The 23696-nt window shown below is 67.6% G+C and carries 16 protein-coding genes; 7 read left to right on the forward strand and 9 right to left on the reverse strand.

Translation table 11 applies throughout. The features are described from left to right. The 3 genes from K2R93_21845 to K2R93_21855 form a co-directional block, all read left to right on the forward strand. A partial coding sequence (locus tag K2R93_21845) for a DUF3047 domain-containing protein (GenBank protein MBY0492494.1) occupies positions 1 to 2281 on the forward strand: 2281 nt, incomplete at its 5' end. 36 nt (positions 2282 to 2317) lie between these two features. After that, positions 2318 to 2788 carry a hypothetical protein gene (locus K2R93_21850; GenBank protein ID MBY0492495.1) on the forward strand — a complete coding sequence of 157 codons (471 nt, stop codon included), beginning with the start codon at positions 2318 to 2320 and terminating at the stop codon, positions 2786 to 2788. Further along, positions 2749 to 4164, forward strand: a complete 1416-nt coding sequence (locus K2R93_21855) for a response regulator (protein ID MBY0492496.1) — start codon at positions 2749 to 2751, stop codon at positions 4162 to 4164. The genes K2R93_21850 and K2R93_21855 overlap by 40 nt, the downstream gene beginning before the upstream one ends. A 15-nt stretch (positions 4165 to 4179) precedes the next feature. Here the strand turns inward: K2R93_21855 and K2R93_21860 are convergent, their stop codons facing one another. Together K2R93_21860 and kynU are read right to left on the reverse strand one after the other, a co-directional pair. Further along, positions 4180 to 6870, reverse strand: a complete 2691-nt coding sequence (locus K2R93_21860) for a PAS domain S-box protein (protein MBY0492497.1) — start codon at positions 6868 to 6870, stop codon at positions 4180 to 4182. Between the two features lie 113 nt (positions 6871 to 6983). Beyond that, positions 6984 to 8243: a kynureninase gene (gene kynU, locus K2R93_21865; GenBank protein ID MBY0492498.1), complete on the reverse strand. Its 1260-nt coding sequence runs from the start codon at positions 8241 to 8243 to the stop codon at positions 6984 to 6986. Between the two features lie 115 nt (positions 8244 to 8358). On the opposite strand from kynU, the gene K2R93_21870 reads away from it, so the two are divergent. Next, the gene (locus tag K2R93_21870) at positions 8359 to 9885 is read left to right on the forward strand and encodes a fumarate hydratase (GenBank protein ID MBY0492499.1); all 1527 of its coding nucleotides are present in this window, start codon (positions 8359 to 8361) and stop codon (positions 9883 to 9885) included. A 154-nt stretch (positions 9886 to 10039) separates the two neighbouring features. Here the strand turns inward: K2R93_21870 and K2R93_21875 are convergent, their stop codons facing one another. Continuing rightward, positions 10040 to 10447 (reverse strand): GxxExxY protein, encoded by a 408-nt coding sequence (locus K2R93_21875; GenBank protein ID MBY0492500.1) that lies wholly within the window; start codon positions 10445 to 10447, stop codon positions 10040 to 10042. A 106-nt stretch (positions 10448 to 10553) separates the two neighbouring features. On the opposite strand from K2R93_21875, the gene K2R93_21880 reads away from it, so the two are divergent. Further along, positions 10554 to 13229 carry a serine/threonine-protein kinase gene (locus K2R93_21880; GenBank protein MBY0492501.1) on the forward strand — a complete coding sequence of 892 codons (2676 nt, stop codon included), beginning with the start codon at positions 10554 to 10556 and terminating at the stop codon, positions 13227 to 13229. 12 nt (positions 13230 to 13241) lie between these two features. Then, entirely contained in the window at positions 13242 to 13547 is a 306-nt protein-coding gene (locus tag K2R93_21885; GenBank protein MBY0492502.1) for a hypothetical protein, read from the forward strand. Positions 13548 to 13586: 39 nt separating this feature from the next. Here the strand turns inward: K2R93_21885 and K2R93_21890 are convergent, their stop codons facing one another. Next, entirely contained in the window at positions 13587 to 16304 is a 2718-nt protein-coding gene (locus K2R93_21890) for a hypothetical protein (protein ID MBY0492503.1), read from the reverse strand. Between the two features lie 281 nt (positions 16305 to 16585). On the opposite strand from K2R93_21890, the gene K2R93_21895 reads away from it, so the two are divergent. Next, entirely contained in the window at positions 16586 to 17881 is a 1296-nt protein-coding gene (locus K2R93_21895; protein MBY0492504.1) for a M20/M25/M40 family metallo-hydrolase, read from the forward strand. A 163-nt stretch (positions 17882 to 18044) separates the two neighbouring features. Here the strand turns inward: K2R93_21895 and K2R93_21900 are convergent, their stop codons facing one another. From K2R93_21900 to K2R93_21920, 5 genes are all read right to left on the reverse strand, one after another. Further along, positions 18045 to 19115 carry an alpha/beta fold hydrolase gene (locus K2R93_21900; GenBank protein ID MBY0492505.1) on the reverse strand — a complete coding sequence of 357 codons (1071 nt, stop codon included), beginning with the start codon at positions 19113 to 19115 and terminating at the stop codon, positions 18045 to 18047. A 41-nt stretch (positions 19116 to 19156) separates the two neighbouring features. After that, on the reverse strand, positions 19157 to 21841 hold the full coding sequence (locus K2R93_21905; protein MBY0492506.1) for a protein kinase: 2685 nt from the start codon (positions 21839 to 21841) through the stop codon (positions 19157 to 19159). A gap of 194 nt (positions 21842 to 22035) precedes the next feature. Further along, a complete protein-coding gene (locus tag K2R93_21910) occupies positions 22036 to 22725 on the reverse strand; it encodes a DUF4397 domain-containing protein (GenBank protein ID MBY0492507.1) in 690 nt (229 codons plus the stop codon). 22 nt (positions 22726 to 22747) lie between these two features. Then, positions 22748 to 23107: a phage holin family protein gene (locus tag K2R93_21915; protein MBY0492508.1), complete on the reverse strand. Its 360-nt coding sequence runs from the start codon at positions 23105 to 23107 to the stop codon at positions 22748 to 22750. 16 nt (positions 23108 to 23123) lie between these two features. Further along, positions 23124 to 23597, reverse strand: coding sequence for a DUF2147 domain-containing protein (locus K2R93_21920; GenBank protein MBY0492509.1), 474 nt, complete (start codon positions 23595 to 23597; stop codon positions 23124 to 23126). Positions 23598 to 23696: the final 99 nt, after the last annotated feature.

Here is a 23696-nt window from a genome sequence, read left to right on the forward strand (position 1 = left end):
CCGCCGCGTGCGGCGCACGCGCGAGGCCCTGCGCGCCAGCGACGTCGTGCGGGGGGTCACCGGCCACGTGGACGCGCTCTGGCGGCTGGGGGATTCCGTGCCGCGCGGCAGCGGTGAGGGCAGCAGCATCGACTCGGACACGAGCGCCTGGCAACGCCTGGCGGATCGCGCGGAGCGGGAACTGCGCCGTATCCCCGAACTCGCGCCGCTGGCCACGCTGCGATCGCTCTGGGCACCGCCCCGCACGTCAGGCGCCCGCGTGACCGCCGACGGCAGCGGCGAAACGCTCCGACGCGCCGCGATGGCTGCCTGGACGCTCCCCTACTTCGTGAACGCGGCCCTCGACGCACCCGAGCGCGACTCCATCGACGATCCGCGCGATCGGGCCTTTGCGCAGCGCTGGTTCAGCGGAACACGCGACCAGGTGCGCCAGGCCCCCGCGCGACTGTTCGGCGACTCCATCACGGTGGCCCAGCTGTTCGCGCAGGTCTTCACCGAGCGCACGTTGCTGCGCCGGGTGGAGTCGCCCGCGGTACCGCGGCTCTACGACACCCCGCTCGGCGATGGGTCCGCGCGTGATCTCACGGTGCTCTACGTCCCGGGGATCTTCGGCGAGCTGTTCGATGATGAGATCTGGCAGCGCGGATTGCGGGCGCTGCACGACGACCTCGGGCTGCGCATCGTGCAGGCCGGCACCGACGGGCGCTGCAGCGCCAGCGACAATGCGGCGCGTATCCTCGAGACGATGCGTCGCGATACGCAGCTGCGGCTGGCGCGCGGCTATGCCACGCCCCGGTACCTCATCATCGGCTACTCCAAGGGCGGCGTCGATGCCGCCGAAGCACTCGTGCGCGACCCGATCCTTGCGGGTAGCGCCGTGACCGGACTGGTGACGATCGCCTCGCCGCACGGCGGGACGCCCGTGGCCGAACGCGCCGATCTCCCGGACGCGCTGCTGCGGGCCGTGATCTCCCGACCCCGCCCGGCCGCGTGCGATACCACGCGCGCCGTGGAATCGCTCTGGCCGGCGAACCGCGCGGCGTTCTGGAGCGGCGCCGGCGCGCGACTCGAGTCGCTGGTCCCGCTGGCCTCCGTGTCGCTCGCCAGCGAGATGCGCGATGCCCACCCATGGATGAAGATCACCAAGCGCATCGCGCGCTTCAGTGAGGCGAACGACGGTGTGGTGGCACGCAGCGCCTCGCGCTTTCCCGACGCGGTGCACGCCCTTGATCTGGGGGAAGTGCCGGGTGATCACATCGCTGGCCGGGTGGCGTCCGACTTTCCGCAGGAAGCCTTTCTCGAGGCGGTGGTCCTCACGCTCAATGAAGTCGGATGGTTCGACGGCGATGCGAAGGCGCGATGGCTCGAGGCGGTTCAGGCGGCGCGCCGAGCAGTAGCCGATGCCCCGACCGCCCCACACACCGCGCGGCTCGCTGGGCCCCGGGCGCCGTCCGTGCAGGAGCCGCGGGCCCCGCTGGCGCTTCCCGGACGCATCGGGTGGCGGGCGGATCGCACGTACAAGATGACCGGCCTCGAGGCGCTCGCCGATCGCGACATCCCGCTCGCCACGCGCGAGGCGTTCCCCGAGGGGCTCACCCTCTGGTGCGATCAGCGCGACATGACCGCCTTTCGTGAGGAGTACGAGTTCCTCTACGACGCGGGGAACGGCGGAGGCGAGAACACGCTCGACAACGGGTTCGCCATGGTGGACGCCGACAGCACCGCGCGGGGTCGGGCGTGCCGGCTGCGTACGCATCGATCGGCGATGAAGATGACCACCGCTTCACTCCGCTTCCGTCCGTCCGTCTTTTCGCAGCTCGACCTGCGAATTCGCGTGGAGCAGAGCGTACGCGGGGTCGCGCCCAACAAGGGCGGTCGCGGGAAGAATGATGCCGCGCTCAAAGTCTGGATCGTACTTCGCGATGATCGCCCGGGTGCGAATGGCAAGCCGCTGCTCTTCGGTTACATGTGGGCGGCGCCGGACGCGGACGGTCGCGTGCCGGCAGTCGACTCCCTGGTCGAAGCGAGCGCCTCGCGTCGACGTATCGGCTTCAGTACGCTCCCGGAGGCCTGGCTCGTCTACGTCGGCGGGCCCACTCTCGAGGGACGCTGGGTCTCCGTGACCCACGATCTGGCGCGTGATGTGGCGCGCGCGTTTCCCGGTGTCCCGCTCGAGGCCCTGCGCGTCGTGGCCATCACCGTGCAAACCGACTCCGATGAGAGTCGCGGAGACACCGAGGTGCTGCTCGAGCGCCTCGCCTTTCGTCCCACGCCACCGTAAACGCACCGCGGACGCGGCCACCAAGATCCTCGCCGCATGCTAACTTGGGACGATCTGAAACTCTTCGTCCTGTCAATGTCCTTCACGGCGCTTACCCCACCTCCTACCGCTCGTCACACCCGCACTTGTGCGCTCTGGGTGGACGGGGAGATCGTCATCGGGCGCTTTCATGACGGCGCCATTGTCACCGGTGACGACGCCCGCGAGAATCTGGGGGTGCTGCTCGAATTCGTCGGCGATCGCCGAGCGCCCGTGCTGGTGGATCTGCGCGGTATCCAATCCCAATCGGCCGAAGCCCGCAGTGTCTTTGCCGGTCCCGATGCATTCCGCGCATCCATTGCCGTGGCGCTGCTGATCGGTTCAACCATCAGTCGCGTGGTCGGCAACTTCTACCTCGGCTTCAATAAGCCGCTGACGCCATCTCGCCTGTTCACCGATCCGGCCGACGCGCGCGTCTGGTTGCTGGCATGGCGTGCCAGCGAACCGGCAGTGGGTCCGACGCCGTGACCGATCACCCGGCGCATCCGATCTCGCATGAAGATCGGCTGCAGGAACTGATCGACGTGGTGGTCGCCATTGCGTCGTTCCAATTCGATCGGCGCGCCAGCGTGGGGCGCGAGGGCGATATCCTGGACGGCCTGGCAGTGGGCATCAACATGCTAGCCGAGGAGATCGGGACGCGGGTCGCGCGCGATCAGCTCTATCAGCGCCAGCTCGCGCAGAACGAACGACTGATCGCCGTGGGACAGCTGGCAGCCGGGATTGCGCACGAAGTCAACAACCCCGCCGCGTACGTCATGGCCAACCTGCAGATGGTCGACCATACCCTCGCCACGCTGATCGATGCGGCGCGTGCTGGCCGCCTCACCCCCGAAGACGTTGCGCAACAGGCCGAACAGGCGCGCCTCCTGACCCGCGAGAATCTCGGCGGGCTCGAACGCATCGTGGCGATCGTGCGGGAACTGCGTCAGTTCACCCATGGCGGCGCCGATGTGGTCGAGCCGGTGGACCTGAGCCGCGTCATCGCCGATGCCTGCGCCCTCGTGCGGAGCGAAGTGGTCTTCCGGGCCACGCTTGACGTGCACGTCCCCGAGCGCCTCGTCGTGCGCGGCGATCGCACGAAGCTCACACAGGTCTTCACCAACCTGCTCCTCAACGCCGCCCAGGCCATTCCCGAAGCGTCGCCGCGGCCGGAACAGATCGTGATCGAGGCCACCCGCGATGGACAGCTGATCAGCGTGTGCGTCCGCGATACCGGCAGTGGCATCACCGACGACGTGCGCCCCCGTCTCTTCGAACCGTTCTTCACCACCAAACCGCGCGATCTGGGCACCGGGCTCGGGCTGGTGATCTCGGCCGATATCGTCCGGGCGCACGGCGGTGAGTTGCGCCTGCGGGAGACGTCACCGGCCGGCACCACCTTCGAGGTGCGCCTGCCGCTGCTGACGGGCCCGGTGGAGCTGCCGCGCGTCACGCCCCAGTTCGGCGTGCGTCGTCCACGCCCGCTCACGCGGCGCCCGCGGGTGCTGCTCGTGGACGACGAAGCGCAGGTGCTGGCGGCCTATCGCGGCCTGCTGGGTGAGGAGTACGACGTGCACATCGCAGCGAGCGGTCGGGAAGCGATCGAGCGCCTGACTTTGGATCAGGACTGGGATACCATCGTGTGCGACGTCATGATGCCCGAGCTGGATGGCACCGCCGTGCATGACTGGGTCAGCGCACATGTGCCCGCGCTCGAGCCGCGGGTGCTCTTCTGCACCGGCGGGGCCTTCTCACCGCGGGGCGTGGTGCTCACCGAACGCCATGCTGCCCGCCTGCTGCAGAAGCCCTTTACAATTACGGCCTTCCGCGAAGCCGTCGCGCGCGTGGCGATGACCGCCTGATCGCCTCACTGCGCGTCAGCGTCCCGCGTCGAGCACCTCGCGAACCCGCGTCACCAGTTCGCGCGCGGAGAACGGCTTGGGCAGGAATGGGATCTGTGGCTCGAGCACCCCGTGTTGCGCAATCACATTCGCCGTATACCAAGAGGGAAACAGCACGGGGATCTCGGGGTGCGTGACCTGGACTTCGTCGGCCAGCTGCTTGCCATTCATGCCCGGCATGATGACGTCCGTGACCAGCAGGTGCACCACGTCGGTAGTGGCGCTGAGCCAAGTCAGCGCCGCCTGTCCGCGATCGAAGGCGAAGACCTGATAGCCCTGCTGCACAAGCAATCGCGTCATGAGGTGCCGCACGGGGTCGTCGTCTTCCACGAGCAGGATCGTTTCCGTGCCCTCTGGCAGAGGCAGCGGCGGGGTAAGCGTTTCGGAATCAACCGGCGCGAGCACACGCGGCAGATAGACATGAAACGTGGTTCCCGCTCCCAGCGCCGACGTGACGTCCACGCGTCCGCCGTTCTGTGTGACCGCGCCATGGATCACCGCGAGCCCCAGCCCCGTCCCCTTCCCGGCGGACTTGGTGGTGAAGAAGGGTTCGAACGCGTGTGCCAAAACCTCCTCGCTCATGCCGTCGCCGGTGTCGCTCACCGTCAGCAGGATGTACTCGCCGGCACGCAACCCAGGGTGACGACGGGCGTACGCCTCGGTGATGTTCGTGTTGCTCGTCTCCAGTGTCAGCGTGCCCCCGTTCGGCATGGCATCGCGCGCATTCACCGCCATGTTCACCAGAATCTGTTCGGCCTGCCCCACATCGAACCGCACGTACCCCAGGTCGTGCGCCGTCACCGTGCGGAGGACGATGTCTTCCCCAAGGAGTCGCTGCAGCATGGCGGCGACGCGATGCACCACCTCGTTCAGGTTGAGCGTCGTGGGGGCGATGACCTGCTTGCGCGAGAACGCCAGCAGCTGTTGCGTGAGTCGCGCGGCGGAATCGGTGGCCTTGGACACTTCCAGCAGGTCAGAGCGCGCCATGCTGTCGGCCGGCAACTCGCTGAACGCCAGATCCAGTGACGCCTTGATGACCGTGAGCAGATTATTGAAATCGTGTGCCACGCCACCGGCGAGCCGCCCGATACTCTCAAGCTTCTGCGACTGGTTGAGCTCCTGCTCGAGACGCTTCGTTTCGGTGACATCGGCAAACGCCGCGAGCATCCCGACCATCAGGCCCTGGGCGTCGCGAATGGCGCTGGCATTGAGCTCCATGATCCGCGTTGTCCCGTCGGCCCGCTGCGCGGTGAGCTCGCCGGTCCAGCTGCCCTGCTTCGCCAGTGAGACCACCACCGCCTGCGCCTCCTCCGGCGCGCGCCAGAAGGTCAGCGCGGAGCGACCGAGGATTTCGGCTTCGGAGCGATAGCCCCACAGCGTCAGGAACGCCGGATTGACGTAGGTGAGCACACCCTGTGAGTCACTCATGGCAACGCCGTTGACCGAACTCGCGATAGCTTGCTGAAGCCGCTCGCGCGCCTCCCGTTCACGCACCCGCTCCGTGATATCCACGATGGTGCCGCGATAGAGCCGCCGCCCGGCGACGGGCATGCGTGTCACACGCAGTTCGCACGGCACGATGTGCCCATCGGCGTGCACGCCGTGCCACTCCGCCACGAACGGCCGCCCCTCCTCGATGCACGCCATCGCCTGCAGGCGGTACGCCTCCCGCGAGACACCATTGGGCTGCACGTGCGCACTGACCGTCATCGGTGATTGGCCCACGAGAGCGTCGCGGGCACAACCGAGCATGCGCTCCGCTGAGGGATTCGCCTCGGTGTACACGCCCGAATCGGCGTCCCACACGAGAATGCCCTCGGCCGCGTGCTCGAACAGGTATCGCAGCTCCCGCTCGCGTTCCTCGAGCGCCAGGCGCTGGTCATGGAGCACCGTCGTGTCAGTGAGTGCGCCATACCAGTGGATATGCCCATTGATACGCCGCTCCGGTCGGGAGGCGCCAGCGAGCCACCGTTGCCCGTTGGGGGTCAAGACGCGAAACTCGTAGGCCCAGTCGCTGAGCGTGCGCGCCGACTCGTCGATCGAGCGGAGAAAGGCGGGCACGTCGTCGGGGTACACATAGGAGACGAAGGTATTCGCATCCTCGGCAAGTTCGTTCAGCGAGCGGCCGATCAACTCGGCGAGTCCGTGACTCGCAAACGGGAGCCGGATCTTTCCCGAGGGCTCGAGCACGAACTCATACAGGATCGCCGGCACGTGCGTCGAAATGCGCTCCAGCAGCGTCGCGGCGTCACGAGCGGCCTGTTCGGCCTTCACCCGCTCGGAGATCTCCAGCACGCTGCCCAGCACGAACGGCTCCCCGTCGGGCGTGTGCATCGTGCGCACGTCGAGCGCTACCCAGATCAGCGTGCCATCCTTGCGCAGATACCGTTTGTCGCACTGGTAGCTGCCGATCTGCCCGTCGTGCAGCGCCTGCAATTGCGTGACGCAGGCGTTCAGATCATCGGGATGCGTGATGTCCTGCACCGTCCGCGCGAGCAGTTCCTCGCGCGTGTAGCCCAGCATCTGGCAGAACGTGCCGTTGACGTCGACCCATTGGCCGGTGCGCGAGTCGGCGACGCCGAGGCCAACATGGGGAATCTCACGACACGCCCGAAACAGAGGGTCCGTTTGGGAGAGGCGAGGAACGGTCGGAGGAGTGGACGGCATCGCCGATGTGAGTACGGGAGGGTTGACTCAAAGCTCGGCATGCCGTGGGACGAAATTGAGGGCGGTTCCCTGACATCCTGTGGGGAACTCGGACCTCCGGCGGGGACATCGGGTCAGGTCACCGCGTGACGCACCTGGAATGCCGGGTTCTTCCACGCGTCCGTGAGGAGCACATCATGCAGCACCGCGGCCGCATGGACGACATCAGCGAAGCGCAGATAGAGCGGCGTCAGGCCGAAGCGCATGATGTCGGGCGCGCGGAAGTCGCCGATGACGCCGCGCGCAATGAGCGCCTGCATGACCGCGTACCCTTCCGGATGCGCGAAGCTCACATGGCTGCCGCGCGGTGCGCCCGGGGGCGGCCCCACCAGTGCCACGCCATACGTGGCACAGGTCGCGGTCACGGCCCGCATGAACAGCGCGGCAAGCTGCTGCGCCTTGGCGGAGACCATCGCCATGGACGTCTCGCGATGCAGATCCACGCCCACCTCCAGCGCCGCAAACGCCAGCACCGGCGGCGTGCCGCAGAGGAAGCGCGCCATCCCCGAGCCGGCTTCGTACTGATCCACGAACGCGAACGGCCGCGCATGTCCCATCCACCCACCCAGTGGGCTCTGCACACGGGCGTGATGCCGCTCGGCGACGAACAGGTACGCCGGCGCCCCCGGGCCCCCGTTGAGAAACTTGTAACCGCACCCCACGGCGAAATCGGCGTGGCAGCCGTTGAGATCCACGGGTAGAGCGCCGGCCGAATGGGAGAGATCCCACAACACGAGTGCGCCGTGCGCATGCGCTGCGGCCGTGATGGCCGCCATGTCATGCACCTCGGCCGTCTTGTAGTGCACATGCGTGAGCAGCACGAGCGCCGTGTCGGCGGTGATACGGCTCGCGATCGCGTCGCGCGACGCGAGCTCGAGCCGATGGCGGCCACCGAGCGTGCCGATCGCCGACTCGATCATGTAGAGATCCGTCGGGAAGTTGCCGGGCTCCGAGAGCACCACGGTGCGCCCGGGCTGCGCGGTGAGCGCGGCCACGATGAGTTTGTAGAGATTCACGCTGGTGGAGTCGGCCGCCACCACCTCATGCGGTTGGGCGCCGATCAACCCGGCGATCTTGGCCCCGACCCGTGCCGGGGCGCCGATCCAGTCGGCGCTGTTCCAGCTGCGAATGAGCCCCTGCCCCCACTCCTCGGTCGCGACCTGCGCGAGGCGTGCGGCCGTCGCCTTGGGCGGCGCCCCCAGCGAGTTGCCATCGAGGTACGTCACCCCCTCGGGGAGGGCGAAGCGGTCGCGGAACGCGGCGAGCGGATCGGCGGCATCCAGCGCCGCGGCTTCAGCACGAAAGGCGGCAAACGCGTCAGAGGATTGAGACATGGCGACAAGGTTACGCCGCGGCCGCCGGGCGTGACATTCGGGGTGTGTTCGGATCACCCCACGCTCAGGGATTTCCCAGTTCACGACGGCCGGTCCCGACCATTTCTTTCTGCGTATGACCACCACCATCACCCAAGCCGATTTCATCCAGTCCATCGCGGACGCGCTCCAGCACATCTCGTACTACCACCCGCTGGATTACATCCACGCGCTGGCCGACGCGTACGAGAAGGAGCAGAGCCCGGCAGCGAAGGACGCCATCGCCCAGATCCTCACCAACTCGCGCATGTGCGCGGAGGGGCACCGCCCGATCTGCCAGGATACCGGCAGCGTGGTCGTGTTCCTCAAGGTCGGCATGAACGTGCGCTGGGATGCCACCCTGAGCATCCAGGAGATGGTCGACGAGGGCGTGCGCCGCGCCTACCTGCTCCCCGACAACGTGCTGCGCGCAAGCATCGTGAGCGACCCGGCTTTTGGTCGCAAAAACACGCGCGACAACACGCCGGCGGTGGTGCACGTGGAGCTCGTGCCGGGTGACCATGTGGAGGTCAAGCTCGGCGCCAAGGGCGGTGGCTCGGAGAACAAGAGCAAGTTCGCCATGCTCAACCCCAGCGACAGCATCGTGGACTGGGTGCTCAAGACGGTGCCGCTGATGGGCGCCGGCTGGTGCCCGCCGGGGATGCTCGGCATCGGCATCGGTGGCAGCGCCGAGAAGGCGATGCTCATGGCGAAGGAATCGCTCATGGAGCACATCGACATGGCGCAGCTCAAGCAGCGCGGCCCGCAGAACAAGATCGAGGAGCTGCGCATCGAGCTGTGCGACAAGATCAACGCCCTCGGCATTGGTGCGCAGGGGCTCGGTGGGCTCTCCACCGTGCTCGATGTGAAGATCTGGGATTATCCCACGCACGCGGCCAGCAAGCCCATCGCCATGATCCCCAACTGCGCGGCCACGCGGCATGCGCACTTCACGCTCGATGGCACGGGCGTGGCGCAGCTGCCGGTACCCAAGCTGAGCGACTGGCCGGCGGTGACGTGGCGCCCCGATGTGAACGCGAAGCGGGTGGATCTCAACACGCTCACCCCTGAGATCGTGGCGACCTGGAAGGCGGGCGATCGGCTCCTGCTCAACGGCAAGATGCTGACTGGCCGCGATGCGGCGCACAAGCGCATCGCCGATCTCTTCGCGAGCGGCGAGGGGCTCCCGGCGGGTGTGGACTTCACCAACCGCGTGATCTACTACGTGGGCCCGGTCGATCCCGTGCGCGACGAGGCCGTCGGCCCGGCCGGCCCAACGACGGCCACGCGCATGGACAAGTTCACCGAGATGATGCTCGCCAAGACGGGGCTCATCGCCATGGTGGGCAAGGCCGAGCGCGGTCCGGCCGGGCTCGAAGCCATCCGCAAGCACAAGGCGGCGTATCTCATGGCGGTGGGCGGCGCGGCGTATCTCGTGTCGAAGGCGATCCGCTCGTCGCGCGTCGTCGCCTTCGCCGACCTCGGCATGGAAGCGATCTACGAGTTCGATGTGGAGGACATGCCGGTCACGGTCGCGGTGGACGCGACGGGCGACAACGTGCACGAGACGGGACCAGCGGTGTGGAAGGACAAGATCGCGAAGGGGCTGCCGATTCTGGCGTAGGCCCGCAGTTCCTCTGTTTTTTTGCCACGCATTGCACGGAAACGCACGGTGGATTGTCGTTCGCTCGACATTCCACCGTGCGTTTCCGCGTGATCCGTGGCCATTTTTTCACTGAGATACCCAGAGTCTGTGCGTCCTCCGTGGCCATTATTGTCTAGTCGTTCATCAGACGCTGCTGCGTGGGCGTCCAGATCAACCGACGCACCTCCGGTTTCGGTCCGAAGTTGAAGAGCAACCCGACCTGGAGCCCGGATCCGCGCAGATAGTTGATGAGCTGGGCCTCGTGCGACGGCTGGAGGCGATTACAGGCCTTCAGCTCCACGATGACGCGGTTGTCCACGACCAGGTCGGCCCGGAACACGCCGATCACGCGGCGTCGGAACCAGACCTGCAGGACCTGCTCCCGGACGTACGGGGTGCCCTGCGCTTCGAGCACGCAGGCGAGTGCTTCGGCATACACGACTTCGGCATACCCCCAGCCGAGCTCGTTGTAGACCTCATAACAGGCGCCGATGATCGACTGCGTCAGCGCGGCGTGCAGAAGAGACGTGCGGGTCGGCATACGTGGCAGCCTAGCACGTGCGACGCCTGGACCTGTCATCAAAACGACGCAGACGTGCGCGGGCCCATCCCGACCGGATCGGCGCCGCGAGTGTACCTTTTCCGCCATGTCCGTCCCCGACGCTCTCGCCGCCGCCCTCGCCGATCGCTACACCCTTGAGCGCGAGCTCGGGCAGGGGGGCATGGCCACCGTCTACCTGGCCACTGATGTGCGTCATAATCGGCGGGTGGCGATCAAGGTGCTTCATCAGGAGGTCGGCTCAGCCGTCGGCGTCGAGCGCTTCCTCAAGGAGATCCAGCTCACCGCAGCGCTGCAGCATCCGCACATCCTGCCGCTCTTCGATTCGGGCGTAGCCGGCGATCGGGTGTTCTACGTCATGCCCTTCGTGGAGGGCGAGACGCTTCGCGCGCGGCTCGATCGTGAGCAGCAACTGCCCGTGGCCGATGCGCTGCGCCTCACGCAGGAAGTCGCCAGCGCGCTGAGCTACGCGCACCAGCGCGGCATCGTGCACCGCGATATCAAGCCCGAGAACATCCTGCTGCAGGGGGGCCAGGCGCTCGTCGCCGACTTCGGCATTGCGCTCGCGGCCACCCAGGCCGGCGGAGCGCGGCTCACGCAGACCGGGATCTCGCTCGGCACGCCGCAGTACATGAGCCCCGAGCAGGCGATGGGCGAGCGCACCATCGACGCGCGCACCGATCTCTTTGCGCTCGGTGCCGTCGCCTACGAGATGCTGAGCGGCGAACCACCGTTCAGCGGGCCGAGCGTGCAGGCGATCGTCTCGAAGGTGCTCACCAGTCAGCCCGTACCGGTCGACGAACTGCGGCGGAATGTGCCGGACGCGGCGGCCGCGGCCATCATGAGTGCGTTGGAGAAACTGCCCGCCGATCGCCCCGCGAGCGCCGAGCAGTTTGTGCAGATGCTGAGTGGGGCGACCCCTGCGCCGGTTGGGCGCACCAGCGGCCCGCGTAGGGCCGCACCGGTGGTGTCGCCCGCGCGACGCGTGATCCCGTGGGCCGCCGGTATCACCGCCGGTATCGCGCTCGGCGCCGGTCTCATGGCGTGGCGCGGCCCCACGCGCAGCGCTGCGGCGGAGGCGACTGGCGGCCCGGTGCGCTTCGTGATCGGCGCACCGGACTCACTGGAGCTGATGGCGGTTTGCTGCGGACGGATGTTCGCGGTGAGCCCGGACGGACGCGCAGTCGTGTATCAGGCGCGCGCCTCGATCGCCGACAGCGGTGTCGCCGCTCCGCCGCTGCGCCTCTTCGTACGCGAGATGGGATCACTCCAGCCGATCCCGCTCGCGGGCACGGAAGGCGCCGCGGCGCTGTCGATCTCGCCCGACGGCACTGAACTGGCCTTTGTCGCGGCCCAGAAGCTCATGCGGATCCCGCTGCGCGGTGGGGCCGTGTCCACCGTGGCGGCACTTCCCCCCGGCTTCATCGGCGGCACGACGTGGCGGGACGCCGATCACATCGTCGTCGCCGACCAGTACGTGCTCTTCGAGGCGAATGCGCGCAACGGGCAATTGCGGGCGCTTCTCCGCTCGGATTCGCTCGGCCAGCAGATGACGAGTCCGCACGCACTCCCCGGCGGCGCGATCCTCTTCACCTACTCGAGCTCGGATGCCCTGCCGGTCGTGCACGTCCTGCCGGCCGACGGCGGGGCCGCTCGCCGCGTGATGTTCGGCGCCACCCCCATGTATGTCGCGCGGTGGCGCGCGCTGGTGGTGAATCGCTTTGGCAACCTGCTGGCATTCCCCTTCGACGCCGCCAAGGTCGATACGTTGGGCGCCGGCGTGCAGATCGCCGAGGGCGTCACGTTGCGCTCACCGATCGTGGCCCACGCCGAGTACGACGTGTCGGCGTCGGGCGCGCTGGTGGTCACGCGCCGTGAAGAAGGCCAACTCTCCGGGTGGCGCCCATCGAGCCGCGCGACGCTCCACCAGGGTGACACCAACACCCTGTTGGTCCCGCCGGCGAATGATCTCGTCGTCTACCTGCTGCGTTTCGCGCCGCAGGCGGACAAGCTGCTGATGTCGGCCCGCGGGACCGCCTCAGAAGGGACGCTCTACGTGAAGGACATGGCCCGCGGGGCGTGGACGCGCATCACCAACGAGGAGCATGCGAGCGTCGCCGACGGGAACGACACCAGCGACAGCGTCGTTTACACGCTCTCCCGCACGAACCAGCTGCGCGTGCGGTCGGCGGACGGCAGCGGAGCCTTCCGTGACCTGGGCGCGGTGTCCGGATGGCGTCGCATCGACAATATCAGCGTGCGCGGGGACTGGATCGTCATCAGTGGGAGCAGTGGCGGCGCCGGCGCGGCGTCCGTGGATCTGGCCATCGTGCGCCGGGACTCCGCCTTGCGCGCCGTGCCCTACGCGAACTCGCCCGCGGACGAGGATGAACCTGCCCTGTCGCCCGACGGCCGGTGGCTCGCCTATACGTCCAACGTGTCGGGGCGCAACGAGATCTACGTGAGTCCGTTCCCCGTGGCGACCTCGCGCGTGACGGTGACGAGCGACGGCGGGCAGCAGGCGCACTGGAGCGCGGATGGCCGCACCCTCAGCTACTCGCGTCCCGACGGCGCCTACGTCTCGCTGACGTTCACCCCCGGCCCACAGCCGGTGCTGGGCGCACCACAGGTGATCTATCGCCGGGCCTCGGCGCGCTTCTGGACGATCGACCCCAAGGGCGCGCGCATCGTGACCATCGACAACACCACGCTGCTCAAGCTCAAGGGCCTCGAGCTCGTGCTTGACTTCGCGCCCAAGTTCTGACGAGGCTTCGGGATGCACGCACCAGACCCTGCCCTCGCCGAAGAAAACGCTCGCCTCCGCGCCCGCATTGCCGAACTCGAACGCATGGCCATGGTCGCCGCGACGAGCGAGGTGCGCTACGCGATGGACGGCCGCCCGCTCCCCACGACATCGCGCCGAGCCATGGGGCAGTTGTTCGCCTTTCTGCTGTTCCTGTTTGGTATCGCGCTCGGCTTCGGGATCGCCATGCGCAATCCTGACTTCAAGCGCGGCTTTCAGGACGGGATGCGCAATCCGTCGCCCGGCGCGGAAGTCCCGCTGCCATCGTACGCGCGCTGACTGTGCGGGAACCGCCCGGCGTGCGGTGAGCACGTCGCATCAGCGGGTCCCACGATCGCCGATCTGAGACAGCCAGGCCTGGGCACGCCCACGGGCGAGCCAGCCCTCAAAGCCGAAGGCCGGCTTGTGCTGCACGAGCGCCAGCGCCTGTGCGCGCGCCGCGCTCGTATCGCCCGCCTGCAGGGTTACCCACGCCAGCGTCTCGTAGGTGACATCCGAGCTGTCCACCTGCGCGGTGGCGGCCAGCGTCGGCAGCACGCGTGCAGCGTCCCCGCGCGCGGCGGCGATTTCCGCGGCCAGAAGATCTCGGGCGGCACCGTGCGCGACGGAGGACGACACCACGCGCCGCGTCAGCCCTTGCAGTACCCGCTGCGCGTCGGCGAGACGTCCCTGGCGCGCCAGCGAGAGGCCGACCCAGTACAGCACGACCGGCTCGCGCACGAGAGGTGCCTCCTGCACCAGCGTATCGAGCTGCACCGCTTCCGCCGACGGCTGCCCCGACAGCTGCAATGCCGACGCCAGCCAGAGTCGTGATCGGACCCGGCCGAGCGTATCGAACGCGACACGGCTGTGAGCGACCGCCTCGCGAAGAGGGGCGATGGCTGCGGCCGGTCGTCCGCGCCAGAGCTCAAGCTGCCCGAGGGAGCGGGCGGCGCGCGCCCGCAACACGGGCGTCTTGTCGGCGTACCAGCGAAACGTGCGTTCGGCGCTGTCGTACATCTGGGCCCGCACGAGGAGATCGCCATAGCGCTGCGTGAACAGCGGCCCGTATCGGATGTTGGTGTCCAGGGCAACGGCGCGGCCAAACGCGGCCACCGCCTTCTGCCGCGTCAGCGGATCATCGGCTTCGTAGGACAGCGCCAGATTGGTCCAGACGATTTCGTCCAGCGAATCGCGCTGCACGTACGCCTCGGCAATGCGCACGGCTTCCGCCTTGCGGCCGCGCGTGAGCAGATCATATGCCTGCGCCCGGAGCATTTCCGCATCATCAGGGTGTGTCGCGAGCCACCGCCCCCGCACGGCGATCGCACTGTCCAGCACGCCGCGCGCGCGAGCGACCGACGCCCGCACGATCGTCTGTTCTCGATCGGAAAGGCGGTCGAGATAGCGCTCCGCGCGACGGAATGCTGAATCGGCGCCCTGCGGATTGTTGTTGAACGCCAACGCCCGCCCCAAGGCATTCCAGGCGAGCGCGAAAGTGGAATCCAGCGCCACCGCCTGGCGATACGCGTCGATCGCGGGCAGCGTCCGGTCGGCATTGAACGCGCGCGCCCCCTCGGCAAAGGCTTGCAACGCCTCGAGCGACGTGGTGGTGTACTCGGGGAGCGGGCGCTGACGCGTGGCCTCGCGCGCGCCCCCCAGCTTTCGCAACGCGCTGCGAATGACGGCATCGAGCGCGCCCATGAGCTCCGTGGGCGCCACGGCGTCGCTCTGCACCGTGGCAAGCACGGTGCCATCGCCCGGTCGGACCACGCGAAGCGCCATGCGAAATTGCGGGCCGAGCGCGACGACCAGCGGCACGGCGACCGCGCTCGCTCCCGCGCGCAGCGCGACCGTACGTGCGAGCGCCTCCGTGAACGGCCCGAATCGCGCCACGCTATCGGTCGCGGCGGTGGAGAGCCGCCGCAACGTCTGTACGCGGCTGGGCGGCAGCACGCGCAGGGCGTCCGACTCATTGAGCGCCGTGGACATCGCCAAGGCCACCGCGTGGCCCAGCAGCGTGTCCGGGGTCGCGTTCTCCACGTCGGCCATCACGAGCAGTGTGCGACGGTCAGGGGTGCTGCTGAAGACCGGGCGCGCCTTGCCGATTCGATCGCTGGTCCACGCGATGCCAACGACCGCCGCCAACCCGGCGAGCACGCCCAACGCGCGGCGGCGCGTGCGCGACGGGGCCATCATAGGCGGGGACGTCACGCGCGGAGATGTCGCGACCGGTGTGGCGACGGGGGGCGCGACGCCAGCGGTCCCGACGAGCGGCGGCGTCGACGGGTTCGCCGGGGCGACGGGTGACGCGGCCGTTGGCGTCGCCTGCTGCCGAGAGGCCAAGGCCTGCTCCGCGTCGTCCATCAGCCGCGTCAGGCGCTTGTCGGGGACGGCGTCGTACTCCTCGCGCAGCTGATTCGCGTAGTGCGTGAACCGTTCCCGCGCCTGACGCACCGCTTCCGTGGTCCCGGGTGTCGTGAGCGCGCGAATCCACGCCTCCGCAGCATCGTACGACAGGGGCGCCGTATCCAACCAGCGTCGCGCCACCGTCGCTGCGCGCCCATGGTCACCCGCATGCGACAGCCGCCGACATTCCGCCTCGCACGACGCGGCGAACTGCCGCCGCAACGACTCACGCTGCCGTTCGACCCACTCCTCGAAACGCGGCGCACGCTCGACGTAGATGCCGTCGAGCAGGTCGGCCGCATATACGGCGATCGCGCCGGCATGATCGCCCGCCGTATGGGCGGCGATGAACTGCGCGACATCACTCTGGAGCGGCGTTCCCGGATCGAGGACAAGGTCGGCCGCGCGTGGCGCCAGGATCTCGGCGCCCAACACGCGACGCAGCAGACGCAGCGCCTCGGCGAGCGAGTGCTTCGCCTTGGCCGGATCGCTGTCACTCCAGAAGAAGTCGGCCAGCTGATCACGGGTCAGCGGCCGGGGGGTGACCGCGAGCACAGACAGGACCGCCAGCACCCGGCGCCGGTTATCCAGCAACGCCGCCCGTTCGCGCTCCTCGTCGGACGCGTCGACCGGCGGCACTAATTGCATTGCCCCGAACAGCCGAAGGCGGAACGGGCGAGACGGTGACTCAGGAGCGAACGACGACATGGCAATCTGGAGCGGGAACCGCAAACTACCGGGGCAGACTCGGCAGGCTTCTTCCAACATGGGATATCGCCGATCCCTCGTCAAATGATTCGGCCGCAATGATTTGACAAGCTGCGGGGGCGAATTACCTCAGCTGGGGACGCCGGCCGTCTTCAGGGCCGACTTCCTCGTATCCGCAGTAGATTCCTGCGTCCGATCACCCTCAGCCCCGACCCAGAACGATGCGCCTGCGCTTCCTTGCCACGGCCGGCCTCCTGCTCGCCAGCCGCCTGTCGGCCCAATCACCCGCCCAGTACCCGACCTCCTGGGACCCCAAGCTCATGGAGCGCCCCGACATCAAGGCGGCCATGAGCCTGCTCGAGAAGAACTTCCCGAAGCAGGTCGAGGAGTGGGTGACGCTCACCGAGATGCCCTCCAAGTCGGGGCTCGAGACCAAGCGTGGCGCCTACGTGAAGGCCGTGTTCGAGAAGGAAGGGCTCAAGCCCACCATCGACTCGATCGGCAACGTGATCGCCGTGCGCAAAGGCACCGGCGGCGGGCCCACGATCGCGATCATGGCCCACATCGACGTGGTCTTCCCGAACGAGACCAACAAGAAGGTCCGTCGCAGCGGCGACACGCTTTTCGCTCCCGGCGTGGGTGACAACACCGCCAGCGTTGGCAACATGCTCGCCACGCTGCGCACCATGAACGCCACCAAGTTCACCAGCAAGGGTGACATCATCTTCATCGCCACGACGCAGGAAGAGCTCGGGCTCAAGGGCGCCGAGTACTGGCTCGCGCACAACAAGGCGCCCGACCTGCTCATTGTGCCCGATGGCTCGTACGGCAGCGTGGCCTACGGCGCGCTCGGCATCTACTGGACGCGGTATGTGTTCACGAGCCCCGGCGCGCATACACTGGCGTCGCGTGGTCGCCCCACGCCGGTCAAGGCTGTGGCCGAGGCGATCGATCGCCTGTACAAGCTGCAGTTCCCCGCCCTGCCCGACGGCGCCGTGATGAACATCGGTCAGATCCATGGCGGCAACATCTTCAACGCCGTGCCGCAGGAGCTCTACTTCACCGTGGACCTCCGCAGCTCCGATCCGGTGCTCCTCGACTCGCTCGACCGCACGATCACCCGCATCACCAAGGAAGTCGCCGACAATCAGAAGGTCGGCCTCCGCATCGAGATCGAGCAGAAGAATCAGGCCGGCGGCACCGCCAAGATGCTCGAGGGCGCGCGCGCGCATCCGCTCGTGCAGACGGCCGTGGACATCAACCGCGCCCTGGGGATGACGGCGGGCATGCCCGGCGCCCAGGAAGCCGTCGCCACCGGTGCCACCGACGCGAACCCCGGCGTCGTACGCAAGATCCCCGCGATCGCGATCGGCGGCTCGAAGGCCAACGGCGCGCACCAGCTGTCGGAGTACGCGCTGGCGTCGAGTGCACTGCCGTCGACGAAACTCCTGTATCTGCTGACGGCGACGTTTGCGGATGGGGTGAAGGTGGTCGGCAACTCGAAGGTCGTGCCGTAGTGCGGATGGTACTTTAACCCCTCAGGCATCAGGGGGGAGGAAAAGAGGGAGTGGGCATCAGGACCGCGGTTCATGCAGTCCTGATGCCCACTCCCTTTCGTCCTCCCCCCTGACGCCTAAGGGGTTCCTCACATCTCGCGTCTCGCGTCTCGCGTCGCACATCTCACTTCAGAAACGCCGCAATCTCTCGATTCAGAAACGCCGCATCCCCCGGATTACTCGCCGCCCCCGCCGTATGCCCCCACAGCGACGGAATGGGTCGCAGCGTCACCGTCCGCATGAATGACGCCTCGTACCGCGCGTCGCCCACCGGGAAATACAGATCCGTCTCCGACGGCATATACAGAAACGGCACCTGAATGGATCGCAGCGCCTTCTCCGTATCACCGCCAAAGCCCGGCGTCGTGCCGACGTCGTGTTGCTCCCACGTGCGGGCCTGCAGGATGTAATCGTTCGCATCGGCGCTGAAGCGCGTGCGAAACGAGGCCATGTACTCCGCGAGCGTCGTGCCCGGCTTCGCGACGGTCTTCCACAGCTCCTTGCGCCACCACTCCTGCGAGTAGAGCCACGCCGCCCACACCTGGCCGAATGCGGCGAGCCCTTGCTTGGGCGGCGCCGTGTAGTCGCCGTTGTGAAACGCCGAGTCGGTCGTGAGTGCGGCGATCTGCCCTTCGAGGCGCATGATGCCGTGGCCGTAGGTGCGCGCCGTGCCGCTCGTCGCCACAATGCGATCAGCGAAGGTGGGATAGCGCACCGCCCACTGAAACGCCTGCTGGGCGCCCATGGAAAAGCCGATGATCGCCTTGAGGTGCGTGATCCCGAACTGCTTGGTGAGCAGCTGGTGCACCGCTTCCACATTGTCGCGAATGGTGGTGACCGGAAAGCGCGGCCCGTGAAGGGGCTCCGGCGTGTTGCTCGGCGACGACGAGCGCCCATTGCCGAACAGCTCGGTGGCCACGATGAACACCTGCGTGGTATCGAGCGCCTTGCCGGCGCCAATGATCCACTCATAGCCACGCGAGTTCGCCATGTAATGCGAGGGCACCAGAATGGCGTTGTCGCGCGCGGCGTTCAGATGGCCATAAGTCCCGTAGACGACGCGCGCCTCGGGGAGCACGACGCCGCTTTCGGTCTTGAAATTGGCGATCGTGAACGCCGGCGGTGGCGATTGCGCAGGGAGGGCGGGGGCGGCGACGGCGAGCGCCGCGGCGAAAAACCGGCGAAGTGTAGGCATACTCGACCAATCCCTGCCCCCGCCGGCGGGTTCCGCCAGCCCTACCGTTTCGCCAGGCGGTCGAAGCGGGGATTGCCGTACAGCGGCTTGAACGTCGGATCGATCCGCAAATAGGCCGGAGTCACGTCTGAAGCCGGTGACGTGAGCAGCGGCTCCAGCAGATCGAGCGCGCGATTGTACTCGCCACTCTGGATCAGGATACGCGCCACCTGAAAGTGCACGTACGGCGTGAGCGAGACGTCGTTCGTGGTCTCGCGCAAAGCCAGCGACTTCTCGGCTTCGGCAATCGCGTCGGCCTTGCGCCCGGCCAACGCCAGCGCGCGCCCGCGCAGTTCATGCAGTTGCGCACGTTCCGGGAAATCACGCAGCTGCGCGTCAAAGAACACCAGTGCCGAATCGCCATAAGCCCGACCCTTGGCCGTATCGCCCAGCAGCCGCCACGTATGGCCGATCTTGAGCCCCCAGTGGCCTTTGTCTCCGCCAAAGTCGGCGACGCTGAACCTGATGATGCGCGGCCACAGCGCCGGCGGCAGCGCCCACATGGTCTCCTGATACAGCGCAAAACGCACGCACAGGGCATTCGTATCAACGATCTTGAGTCGCTCGTTCACCAGCGCCTGCACCGAATCGAGCTGCCCGAGACTCAGGTAGGCGAACGCCTTCCCCTGAATGATGCCGAGATTCTGCGGCGCCAGCGCCAGGGCCGTGTTCCACGCCTTGAGCTCCTCCGCGTAGCGCCGCGTATCGTGATAGGCACTCGCCAGCCGTCGCCACGCGTTGATCGATCGCGGGTCCAATTCGGTGGCCTTTCGGGCATGGGCGATGGCATCCTCCCACTTGCCCAGCGTGCGATCGACACCGACGAGCACCGACACCGCTTCGGCGTCGTTGGGATTTCGCGCCACGAGCGCGAGATAGTCCTGCTGGGCGCCCTGGTAATCGAGATCGATGTTGAGCTTGATGGCCGCCGAAGCCAGCAGCGCCTCGCGGCGTCCCGGTGCGAGCTTCTCCACTTGCGCTGCCGCAAAGCGGGCACGGTCCACGATCGCCTTGGTCGGTCCGGTCGACGCAATCGAGGCATTCGCGCGCGCCACGGCCGCCCACGCGCGCACGAACGCCGGATCGAGCGCCACCGCCCGATCGTAGTCTTCGAGCGCCTTGACCAGCGTCGGGCTGTCATTCGTCGCCATGCCGTTGCTGACCTGCTCGCCCTTCAGGAACGCATCGTACGCATCGACGTTACCCGACATCGCCTCGCCCGCCTTGGCACGACCGGCTGCGCCCAACGCGACGTCGAGCTGCTCGGCCACCCGAGTGGCGATGGAGTTCTGCACCGCGAAGACATCCGTCATGACGGTGTCGTACGGCTGGCTCCACTTCGTGTCTTCGTGCTCGACTTCGATGAGTTCGGGGATCACGCGCACGCGGCTGCGGTCGCCGTCCTTCATCCAGCGCACGGTGCCGGTGAGGATGTACTGCACCCCGAGCTCAGCGCCGATCTCGTGTGGCTTCTTGCCGGACTTCTTGTACTGGGAGCTGCTCGCCCGTGCCGTGACGCGAATGCCGCGAATAGCGGACAGCTGCGTGCGCACTTCGTCGGTCATGCCGTCCGCGAAGTACTCGTCGTCGGCGCGACCAGCGTTTTCGAACGGCAGCACGGCGATACGCTGCTCCCCCGTATCGGCGGGTACGCTTCCCCGCTTCGCCCACCACACCCCGCCAAGAAGCGCCATCAGACCGACCAATGCGCCAACCAGCCACGGCGCCCGGCTTCTGGCGCGTGGCGCGGACGCGTCGACCGCTGTCGCGGTCGCTGACATCGCACCCGTTGACGCCGTGGTCGATGCGGCCACCGGCGCCACGGTCGACGGTACATGCATCGCGCCCGTCGTGCGCTCCCCCTGATCGAGCATCTGCGCGAACTCGCCGAGCGTGGCCGGTCGATCCGCCTGAATCTTGGCCATACCCAGCTCGATCGCGCGGGCAACCCCGGGCGGCACCGTCGGGCGCGACTGCATGATCGGGCGCGGGTTCTCAGTCACCGCCCGCGCCATGATCGCCACCGGGCTGGGTCCCGTGAACGGCGGCTCGCCAGCGAGCATTTCGTACAGCACACACGCCAGCGAATAGCAATCGGTGCGTGCGTCGAGTGTACCGTCACCCGTAGCCTGCTCGGGGCTCATGTACGCCGGTGTGCCGACGGCCATACCGGCGGTGGTGATCCCTGCCTCGCTCGTATTCAGCGCCCGCGCGATGCCAAAGTCCGCCAGCATCGCTTGCCCATCGATCAGCAGGATGTTGTCGGGTTTGATGTCCCGATGAATGACCTGATGCCGATGTGCATAGTCGAGCGCCAGCGCGATCTCGCGGGTGATACGCACCGCGTCGGCCACCGGCAGCTGGGTTTCCCGCTGCAGCCGATCACGCAACGACTCGCCTTCGACGTACGGCATCGTGAACCAGCACACGTCACCGGTGGCACCGCTGTCGTACACCCCGAGAATGTGCGGATGCTGCAACCGCGCCGCGAGCCGGATCTCGCGTTGAAAGCGTTCCGCGCCGAGCGACGCGGAAAGCTCGGGGTTCAACACCTTGAGCGCGACCGGTCGATCATGCTGCAGATCACGCGCGAGATACACCGTGGCCATGCCCCCGCGACCGAGCACGCGGTCGATGACGTAACGCCCGTCGAGGGCTTGGCGGAGCGCGTCCAGCGGATCGGTCATGGCGTGAGTATAGCGCGAGGGGGCGGGAGGCGGAGGGCCGAGAACCCCTCAGGCATCCGGGGGGAGGACAAAAGGAAGTGGGCATCGGGACTGCACGAATCGCGGTCCTGATGCCCACTCCCTTTTCACCTCCCCCCTGATACCTGAGGGGTTCCTCATGTCTCACGACACGTACGACTCACCACCCTCGCGTCTCACAACACCTCGAGCCGCACCCCGCCCCCCGGCGCATCCAGGATGACGACCGTCCGCTTCCCCCCACTCCCCAGCGTCACCGTCACCCGCACCACACTCGTCCCCCATCCCGTGGCGTCGGTGGGCGTCTGCCAGACGCGCACCTCCCAGTTGCCCACCGTGCTTTGGTAGAACGGGGCGCTGAGGCTCGTGATGCTCGTCTGATAGGTGAAGGGAAACTGCCAGCGCACCGGCGTCGCGAAATCGGGCTGGGTGCGATAGACCTGCAGTTCACCGGCGTTGGCCGCGAGATGCAACACGCGCAGCTTCGTCGCCCCCGCTGGCACCACACTGTTGGTGTCGTCGAGCGCCGTCGTCGTCAGCGCGCCCGATGCCGAGCGAATGCCGGCGATCGTCGGGAGCGCCGCAAACGCCGCCGTCACCGACTGCGCGGCCGTGGTGGTGGTCCCACTCCGCAGCGCGACGGCATGGGCGCCGTCGCTCACCGCCACCTGGGCCACGGTCCCGGCGGCAATGCCCAGCGCCACCGGACTCCCATCGACCACCAGATCGACCGGGGACGGAAACGCGTTGATCACGCGTAGCTGCGACGGCCCCGGCTGAATGCGGAGCGGGCTGTCACTGCCACAGGCAGCGAGCGAGATGATCGCCACACCGGCGACCGCGAACCATCGAAGAGGACGACGCATGATACGAAGCCTAACGGATCGCTCAGTCGTCGTCCTTATCCGGAATCAGCAAACCCAGAATAGCGCCCACGACACTCACCAGAATCGAGCCCAGCAGTGCCGGCACGAAGCCGCGCACACCAAAGCCGTACCCGGCGGCGAGCTTGGCCGTAAGCAGCAGCATCCCCGCATTGATCACGAGGGCAAAGAGCCCCAGCGTGAGCACCGTGATCGGGAACGCGAAGAGCTTCAGCACCGGCTTGATCAGCACATTCACCGTGCCAAAAATGAGCGCCACCACCAGAAGCCCTGGCAGCGTGCCCGTGTAGCGGATGCCGTCGATGTACTGCGCGGCGCACCAGAGCGCGACCGCATTGATGAGCAGCTTGAGGAGGAGGCGCATGCCTCAACCTACGGCGTCACTCGCCGGCGCGTTTCCAGACCTGCGTGCGTCCCAGCATCGCGACCCCCAAAAAGCCGCGCATCTTGAGTGACTTGCCGTCTCTGGCCACCTCGACCTTGGCCTTGTAGACCTTGCCCACATCGGGGTCGAGCACCTCGCCGCCGGTCCAGAGCAGCGGGTTCTCGCGATCGCGCCGCAGACCCGTCAGAATGGCCATGCCGATCAGCGGCTGATTGTGGCGTGCGCCGGGGCATTTGTCGCACAGCTTGTCCCCTTCTTCGCCCGGGACGAGCGACCGGACCACCGTGCCCGTGAGCTGATCGCCGGCGACCGAGATGCGAATCTCCGCGCGCGGCTTCCCCGTGGCGTCATCGATGGTGTGCCAGAGCCCGGCGGGCGACGACGACACCGCCTGCGCCGAGAGGCGCAGAGGCAGAAACGCCACCAGCACGGCGGCAGCGCGCAGGGCGCCGGAAATTCGGAGGGACATGTTCACACGCTGAAGGACACCACCCGACCGGGTGACCGATGGAGCGACCGGAAGAAGCTACCGCGCCGCCCCCACGGGAATAAACCGTTTCCCCGCATT

It is taken from the genome of Gemmatimonadaceae bacterium, from assembly GCA_019752115.1.
Taxonomy (GTDB): Bacteria; Gemmatimonadota; Gemmatimonadetes; order Gemmatimonadales; family Gemmatimonadaceae; genus Gemmatimonas.

Coding starts and splice junctions, on each gene's coding strand:
- K2R93_21850 (MBY0492495.1), top strand. CDS start 2,318: ATGCTAACTTGGGACGATCTGAAACTCTTCGTCCTGTCAATGTCCTTC.
- K2R93_21855 (MBY0492496.1), top strand. CDS start 2,749: ATGGCGTGCCAGCGAACCGGCAGTGGGTCCGACGCCGTGACCGATCAC.
- K2R93_21860 (MBY0492497.1), bottom strand. CDS start 6,870: ATGCCGTCCACTCCTCCGACCGTTCCTCGCCTCTCCCAAACGGACCCT.
- kynU (MBY0492498.1), bottom strand. CDS start 8,243: ATGTCTCAATCCTCTGACGCGTTTGCCGCCTTTCGTGCTGAAGCCGCG.
- K2R93_21870 (MBY0492499.1), top strand. CDS start 8,359: ATGACCACCACCATCACCCAAGCCGATTTCATCCAGTCCATCGCGGAC.
- K2R93_21875 (MBY0492500.1), bottom strand. CDS start 10,447: ATGCCGACCCGCACGTCTCTTCTGCACGCCGCGCTGACGCAGTCGATC.
- K2R93_21880 (MBY0492501.1), top strand. CDS start 10,554: ATGTCCGTCCCCGACGCTCTCGCCGCCGCCCTCGCCGATCGCTACACC.
- K2R93_21885 (MBY0492502.1), top strand. CDS start 13,242: ATGCACGCACCAGACCCTGCCCTCGCCGAAGAAAACGCTCGCCTCCGC.
- K2R93_21890 (MBY0492503.1), bottom strand. CDS start 16,304: ATGCAATTAGTGCCGCCGGTCGACGCGTCCGACGAGGAGCGCGAACGG.
- K2R93_21895 (MBY0492504.1), top strand. CDS start 16,586: ATGCGCCTGCGCTTCCTTGCCACGGCCGGCCTCCTGCTCGCCAGCCGC.
- K2R93_21900 (MBY0492505.1), bottom strand. CDS start 19,115: ATGCCTACACTTCGCCGGTTTTTCGCCGCGGCGCTCGCCGTCGCCGCC.
- K2R93_21905 (MBY0492506.1), bottom strand. CDS start 21,841: ATGACCGATCCGCTGGACGCGCTCCGCCAAGCCCTCGACGGGCGTTAC.
- K2R93_21910 (MBY0492507.1), bottom strand. CDS start 22,725: ATGCGTCGTCCTCTTCGATGGTTCGCGGTCGCCGGTGTGGCGATCATC.
- K2R93_21915 (MBY0492508.1), bottom strand. CDS start 23,107: ATGCGCCTCCTCCTCAAGCTGCTCATCAATGCGGTCGCGCTCTGGTGC.
- K2R93_21920 (MBY0492509.1), bottom strand. CDS start 23,597: ATGTCCCTCCGAATTTCCGGCGCCCTGCGCGCTGCCGCCGTGCTGGTG.